Origin of the sequence: Fuerstiella sp. (assembly GCA_022447225.1) — a bacterium.
Taxonomy (GTDB): domain Bacteria; phylum Planctomycetota; class Planctomycetia; order Planctomycetales; family Planctomycetaceae; genus S139-18.
In genome coordinates this window covers 601,881-608,954 of sequence record JAKVAZ010000001.1, presented here as the reverse complement: position 1 = coordinate 608,954, position 7,074 = coordinate 601,881, and the positions used below count along the sequence as shown (strand labels likewise).

General features: G+C 54.1%; 6 protein-coding genes and 1 tRNA gene. 4 read left to right on the top strand and 3 right to left on the bottom strand.

The annotated features are described in order from the left end of the window. The first annotated feature begins 310 nt into the window (after positions 1-310). The 4 genes from MK110_02250 (at position 311) to MK110_02235 (ending at position 2,919) form a co-directional block, all read left to right on the top strand. Complete coding sequence (locus MK110_02250; GenBank protein MCH2210094.1) at positions 311-694, top strand: hypothetical protein; 384 nt, start codon at positions 311-313, stop codon at positions 692-694. A gap of 297 nt (positions 695-991) precedes the next feature. Next, complete coding sequence (locus MK110_02245; GenBank protein ID MCH2210093.1) at positions 992-1,204, top strand: helix-turn-helix domain-containing protein; 213 nt, start codon at positions 992-994, stop codon at positions 1,202-1,204. Then, positions 1,204-2,472, top strand: coding sequence for a phage major capsid protein (locus tag MK110_02240; GenBank protein MCH2210092.1), 1,269 nt, complete (start codon positions 1,204-1,206; stop codon positions 2,470-2,472). Before MK110_02245 ends, MK110_02240 begins: the two co-directional genes overlap by 1 nt. Before the next feature lie 12 nt (positions 2,473-2,484). Further along, positions 2,485-2,919, top strand: coding sequence for a hypothetical protein (locus MK110_02235; protein ID MCH2210091.1), 435 nt, complete (start codon positions 2,485-2,487; stop codon positions 2,917-2,919). 1,904 nt (positions 2,920-4,823) lie between these two features. On the opposite strand, the gene MK110_02230 is transcribed toward MK110_02235, so the two are convergent. From MK110_02230 to MK110_02220, 3 genes are all read right to left on the bottom strand, one after another. Then, positions 4,824-4,909 (bottom strand) — tRNA-Leu (locus MK110_02230). 328 nt (positions 4,910-5,237) lie between these two features. Next, a complete protein-coding gene (locus MK110_02225; protein MCH2210090.1) occupies positions 5,238-6,536 on the bottom strand; it encodes an A24 family peptidase in 1,299 nt (432 codons plus the stop codon). Continuing rightward, on the bottom strand, positions 6,533-7,063 hold the full coding sequence (locus MK110_02220) for a shikimate kinase (GenBank protein MCH2210089.1): 531 nt from the start codon (positions 7,061-7,063) through the stop codon (positions 6,533-6,535). The genes MK110_02225 and MK110_02220 overlap by 4 nt, the downstream gene beginning before the upstream one ends. Positions 7,064-7,074: the final 11 nt, after the last annotated feature.

Here is a 7,074-nt window from a genome sequence, read left to right as displayed (position 1 = left end):
TTTAGTGCGTCACCCTTTCGTCAGGCTCGTGCCACGTCTCACGCACTTTTAGCGTCACTTCTCACGCACCATACATAGAACCCTTTTAATAGAACCCTTGCATAGAAACGGACATAACGTCAGCGATTTGAATCGCTGACTGTCCCTCATGTTTGAATCACATTCTTTGAGTGGAATCGCAGTCATGGGACATATGCAATGACAGGGGGGCTAATAAGTTGTGAACGCCAAAAACAGGTGACCGCAAAAAAGACGCGCACAAATTTTCTCCAGTTGTTGAGCATTCACACCACTTTGTCAGGACTACCGAATGAGTATCACGAATGAACTATCGGTCGCATGGGATGGTTTGGACGCAGCCGAACTGGATGCGGTTGGGGTCCTTGCAACGTCAATCGGCGGCATGAGTCGGCCACTAGAACAGTTTTTGAGATCGGCTGTGGATGCAGAGTTGAAGCACCGGGATGAACTGCGGGTGAAACCGCTACAGGCTCCCGATTTCGACGCATGGAGCGACGCTGATGTAGCGCACGGATACTTCGCTGCAGTGACGATTGAAACGGCGTCGCACGCGTCTGAGCGACTTGCCGGGTGGGGATCATGCCTACTGCACACAGTCTGCGGCGAAATGGCTACACGGTTACTGATCAGACATTCAGCCACGGAGGTTTTAAAACGATGCGACAACAATTAAAGGCCGGTCAGCAGTGCGTTGCGTGTCTTGCTGGAACGATGCAGGTGCGTTCGACATACGGTCACGAGGGTTGGCATACACGATACTTGGTTTGTGCCAAATGCGGCACGCGATGCCAACAGGTAATGCCAGCCAGTGAAGTACGACGCCGAAAAAAAAAGATCGTGTGTTAAGCAAAAAAGTGCGGTCTCTTAAGCAAACCGGTTCTATTCAGAATTTGATATTCGATGACAATACACGGCAGTCACGAAGTCGTGACGAAGCACCTATGACCCTCAAGTGAGCGAGGCTGCAACGATGGACGAAGGTTTACTTTACACAGATGGGGAATTGGCCGACCTGCTGAAGGTCAGTCGCTCAACGGTCCGGCGTATGTGGTTCCGCCAGGAACTGCCGGCCCCCCTGAAAATCGGGGCTGTGATTCGTTGGCGACAATCTGAGATTCGGCAATGGCTGGTCGAGCACCAGACACACACGCTGTATGACGACAGCACTTCAAGGATTTTTTAATGACACTCGCAGACATGAAAGAACGGCATTCCACGTTGATCGCAGAAGCCAAAGGATTCGTCGCTGAATGCGAAAAGGATCACGGCGGTCTGACGGAGGATGAGCACGAGCACTTCAACGAATTGCACGGCACGGCTGAAACATTACAGGCCGCCATTGAAGATGGTTCCGGACTGCAGAACATCGAAACGTTCGACAAAATTCGAGCCAATGCGGTTCGCGGCGTAGAACGTCGGCCAAAGTCCTATCCGCGATTCCAGGACGGCGAGGGCAAGGAAATTGTCGCACGGGCTGGAGATCAAACGTTCAGCGATAATCCGCTGGGTGGCGAACTGGGACAGTCGATTCACAACATTCTGCGAGGCGATATCCAGAATGTGCAGGTCGGGTCAACTGATTCGTCGGGTGGTTATCTGCTGACGCCTGAAATATCAACGCGGTTCATTGATTTGGCACGTTCCGCAAGTGTCTGCATGTCAGCGGGCGCGGTGACGCTGCCAATGAACTCGAGTGAATTGACGATCGCAGGATTAACTTCCGATCCGACGTCACACTGGCGGCCTGAAACGGTTGCAGTGACATCGACGAACCTGGCGTTCAACAAAATCACGTTACGGGCACGGACGCTGGCGGCGATTGTTCCGGTGTCGATTGAGATGCTGGAAGACGCGACGAATGCTGGCCAGATAATCGAGTCGGCATTGCAGACTTCGATGGCCCGGAAGTTGGATCAGGCTGCACTGGTCGGAGCTGGCGCTGCGTCTGAACCGAAAGGCATCCGCAATCACGCGGATATCAACACGATTGCCAGCGTCGGCACGCCGACGGACTACAGCAAGTTCAGTCTTGCCATCGGTGACGTTATGGCGGCGAACTATGCCGGCGACGTTAGTGGATTGGCCTGGATAAACCATCCCAGAACGGACGACACGCTGGATGGTCTGCAGGACACGACCAACCAGCCGTTAATGCCGACGCCTCGCGTAGCACAACTGCGACGGCTCAGCACAACGGCACTGCCGATCACCGAAGGCGGTAGCAGTGATGAGTCGGTGTCGATCGTTGGCGACTTCAGCCAGTTGGCGTTTGGTATGCGGACTCGCAGCGTCGTGGTTCGTATTTTGGATGCCGGGACAGCGACCGACAGCAGTGGCGATTCGTGGAACGCGAACACGCAACTGATGCGGCACATCGTCGCCTACATGCGAGCGGACGTTGCGGTTTTGCGTCCGACATTCTTCACGGCACTCACCGGCATCACAGCCTAAGAAAGTTTACACATGAATCTTTCAACCTCGGGAAAAGTCACCCGTGTATCAAACGCTGTGGCCGCGGGACAGGCGACGACGAACTGTTCATCGGTCGATATGAAAGGTTTTGACGCCGTCACTTTTATTCTGTCAGTCGGGGCAATCGACGCGACGGGCACTGTGACGCTCAAGGCACAACAATCGACAGATAATTCGTCGTTTGCAGATCTTGCGGGTACTGCAGTCGCCTACACGGCCAGCGACGACAACAAGGTCGCTGTTCTGGAAGTCACAAAACCACGGGAACGATACATTCGTCCGGTGGTGACTACGGCAACGGCAAACGGAACAATTGATGGCTGTGTTGCTATCCAGTCCTCAGCAGATACAGAACCGGTCACACACGACAGTTCAACTGTGGTCGGATCTGAACACCATCTGGCACCGGCTGAGGGCACCGTTTGATTCAACTGCTGCCTTTGATGCCGTGACGCACAAGTGTGCTGGTGGTGTCGGAGGTAAACGTTGGCTCCTCGTCGCCAGGTGCGTTGCCTGGCGACTTTTGAATTATATGTACGTAGACACAAACAGGTAGCAGACTGGATTGACCGCAACCAGGCAGGTCGGCGGAATCTGTCCCCGGAAGACTTCAAGATACTCAGCGGCAGGATTTACAACCGGCGGAAGAAGCAACATGGAGGACTAAGAGCGTCAAGTTCTCAAAATGAGAACTTGAAAACTTCCGCTGTTGTGGCGGAATCTGTCCCCGGAAGACTTTCGCATCCTGAGTGGGCGGATTTACAACCGGCGGAAAAAGCAACATGGGGGGCCCCGAAATTCAAAAGCTCAACTTGAGCTTTTGATCACAGCAGGCACGGTCGCGAATGAACTGGGCGTGAGCGCGGGCACAGTTAAACGGAACGGGCAGCGGAGATTACGCAAGCAAAATTGAAATCTGCCTGGCATTGGTTGTAATCCACTACCCGACCCGGGAAAGTATGGGAAGACAGTGAACTGGAAGCTACCAACTTCCAGTTCACCTAACGCCCGAACCTTGAGTTAGAAGGATCGAGAGCTGTGACGCATGGTATCAGAACCTGCACTCGCTTTTCATCACTCGGCACGCTGCCGATCCTGATTCCTGGTTCGCATTCACGGAACTCATGTCAGGAGATGAACAATCGTGAGCGAAGAAATTAATGTGGTCGTCATCGATCGTGGTCGCAAAAATCTCTACCTGCGATACACAGACCCGGTCACTGGTCAACGGGTTGAGAAATCAGCGAGGACTGCCAGCAAGCGGGAAGCAGTCAAAACGGCTGGTGAGTGGCAGTCTGAACTGAAAAACGGACAGGGCAGTACAAACAGCCGGTTGCGTTGGGATGTATTCCGAGAAGCCTATGAAGACTATGTGGCGTCGCATCTGTCACCTGGCACGCTGGAAAAGGTGAATGCTTCGTTCAACGTCATCGAACGGACAATGAAGCCTGACAATGTGCGTCGCATCCAACCACAGTGGATTTCACGACTGCAAACAGCACTCCTCAATTCAGGACGCAAACCGACGACCGTCGCAAGCTATTGCCGACATCTTCAGGCTGCGATGAATTGGGCGGCTGAAGAAAAACTGATCTCATCTGTCCCGCGTTTTCGGAAACTGAAGAAAGCCCGCAAGGTCAAACTGATGAAAGGGCGACCGGTTACGGGTGAAGAATTTGACCGGATGTGGGATGCCATAAACGAACATCTGCCGACGGCGCAACAAGCCAGCGTCAAGATGCTGATGAGGGGACTATGGTTGTCTGGTTTGCGTCTTGGTGAAGCGTTGTGTCTGACGTGGGACCAATGGGCTGACGGAATCCGCGTTGATATGTCTGGGGAGTATGTGAAGTTACTGATTCCAGCCGAATCGGAGAAGGGCGGCAAAGACCGTGTCTATCCTGTCACACCAGACTTCGCAGTATTTCTTCAAGCGGTCCCAATCGATCAACGTACCGGGTTCGTGTTCAATATGCTGCACCAGCGGCTACAGGTCACACGACGGATCGATACGGCATCTAAGCAGATTGCAGATCTTGGACGGCTGGCCAATGTCAAAGTTGACCAGCAGGGCGATAAAGCGTCCTACGCAACTGCTCATGACCTTCGCCGGGCATTTGGTCAGAGATGGTCCCGTAAGGTGCCACCGATGGTCCTGAAGGAACTGATGCGGCACGAATGTGTGAGTACGACCGAGAAGTACTATGTCGATATTGATGCCGACAGCACGGCTGCAATGCTGTCGGGACTTTTGATCCCTCAAGGTGACACTTCGGGTGACACCCGGCAGAAGCCACTACAGGCGATAGCGATTGAATCAGCAAAAACATTACCGGAGGCGGGACTCGAACCCGCACGGGAAATTAATCCCACGGGATTTTGAATCCCGCGTGTCTGCCAATTCCACCACTCCGGCATGTGACTTCAGTGAATTGTCACACAGTCGCTGATTTCAAGGTTACCGTGATCAGAATCCCTGATACGAAGGCATGGTCACAGGTGTGGTGACTCACGCTACTGCCAGTGTAACTGCATACACCAATTGTTTGAACCCACCCCACCGGGTGACAATGTTTAACGCCTGTCAACAGCACCACACCGAGGCCGTTCGGCCAGCTCAACTGTAGTACTTCACCCGGTTCTGATCCGCTATTGCTTTCAAACCTGACACGCCGCGGGAACCTGTTCTCTGCCAATTGAACAATGCGACAACAGGCCGGGCGCCGGCGTTCTCCGATGACAAGTCACTGATTCGGGTTTCGCCAGTCGTGGTTGTGTTTGAGGCCACGCCCCGAGCGTCCACCAGGCCATTGCGGTATTGCCCATAGTCCGGTTTGTTCATCGGGTCTTTCGGCTCCGTAGTAATTCAGATGATCGGCGGATGACCAGTCATTTTCTGCCTCCAGTTGCGGTCCGGCAATACCCAGTCTGAACTTGACCAGATAGACGACCCGCAGCATCACGGCCATGCCCAAAAATCCAGTCAGGCCGAACAGAATCAGGACCAGCCCAAAATCGAACATCGCTTTGGCATTCGGCCAGATCGTTTGCCATGCCAAAAGCAGCAGCAGAGCAGCCAGACTCAGCCAGGGTCCGAATGGAAAATGAACCGGCCCCTGTGAATCTCGTCGTAACCATGACATGGTAAGTCCAGGGATCACGCCAAGTATGATGGCCATCATGAACACAACCAGCACAGGCTGCCAGCCGACGACACTGCCAATGAGCGCCATCAGAACCACATCACCATCGCCCATGGCTTCCTGTTTGAGTGTCCAGAATCCGATGGCTCGAACGAGCCAGACAATTCCGGCTCCCGCCAGTAATCCAGCCAGACTGACCAGCAGACCGTGCCAGTGAGGATGCGCGATCGCGAACTTGACGGCATCCCATTCGAAAATAATGCCCTGCAGTACCTCCGGCAGGAAACGACGTATTGCGTTGGCGGTACTTGTATCCTGGAACCACAGTGGAACGATCCAGGTTTGTCCCGCAGCAAAGGACAACAGCACGGCAAAAATCATGGCCGGAACCGTACAGCCGTCGGGAATGATGCACTGTTCAAAATCAATCACAGTAGCCACCATCAGTCCGCACAGCATCACAGCATGAACCAGGTAACGCAGGTGCAGCCAGAACAGAGGACTCCACAGGCTGTTGACGATTTCCGGGCCTGGCGGTCGCTCCCTGGTCCACAGTCCGCTGTTCTGTACCACCAGATCCGTATAGTCCGGAATTTCCACCCAATACAGCCAGGCCAGTAACAGTCCGGTAAGCAATTCCATCAGAGGTCGGCGTGGATCCATTTTTCGGCGACACTTTCGACAGCGGCCGTCCAGCAACCAGGAGATCAGCGGTAAATGCTGCAGGCCCGCTTCTTTTGATCGACAGGATCGGCAGTCGCCTTCGTGGCACAGCGAAAAGAGTTGATCTTTGAGTGGATAGTGTTCCGGAAACCGCAGCACACATCGATACAGCCAGCGTCCGACCACACAACCGGCAGTGAACACGGTCAATACCACGATCAGATGGGTGTCATTCATGAACAACGTCCCTCTGCCGACAATTGGCTCCTGATTTCTGTGGCAACCTGATCCGGACTCAGCCCGTCCGTGTTGATTCTGATCGTACTGGCATCTGCGTAGAGAGGAAATCGAACTGTCAGCACGGTTTCGATTTCATCCTCCACCGACTGCCCGGTCAGACTGGGGCGTCGATTCGCCGTGGACTGATCCTGCCGGATGCGACGGGCCAGCTGCGGAACACTGGCCTGCAGCCACACGACCGGGCCCGATTCTTTCATTCTTTGACGATTTTGCAGATCAAGAATCGCTCCCCCTCCGGCGGCGATGATCAGAGCATCCTGCCCGGTAAGATCACGAATCACATCCTGTTCGATTCGACGAAATTCCGGCTCACCATCCTGGGCAAAGATTTCAGCAATCGAACGCCCGGCGCGGGCTTCAATGACATCATCGCTGTCAATCGAGGACAGATCGAGCATATCGGCCAGCAGTCCGGCGACCACGGATTTGCCGGAACCTCGATATCCGATCAGGGTGATGACCATGGCACGTCCAT

What these genes read in the sequence shown, in the direction of transcription:
- MK110_02250 (MCH2210094.1), top strand. Translation starts at nt 311, where the DNA reads ATGAGTATCACGAATGAACTATCGGTCGCATGGGATGGTTTGGACGCA.
- MK110_02245 (MCH2210093.1), top strand. Translation starts at nt 992, where the DNA reads ATGGACGAAGGTTTACTTTACACAGATGGGGAATTGGCCGACCTGCTG.
- MK110_02240 (MCH2210092.1), top strand. Translation starts at nt 1,204, where the DNA reads ATGACACTCGCAGACATGAAAGAACGGCATTCCACGTTGATCGCAGAA.
- MK110_02235 (MCH2210091.1), top strand. Translation starts at nt 2,485, where the DNA reads ATGAATCTTTCAACCTCGGGAAAAGTCACCCGTGTATCAAACGCTGTG.
- MK110_02225 (MCH2210090.1), bottom strand. Translation starts at nt 6,536, where the DNA reads ATGAATGACACCCATCTGATCGTGGTATTGACCGTGTTCACTGCCGGT.
- MK110_02220 (MCH2210089.1), bottom strand. Translation starts at nt 7,063, where the DNA reads ATGGTCATCACCCTGATCGGATATCGAGGTTCCGGCAAATCCGTGGTC.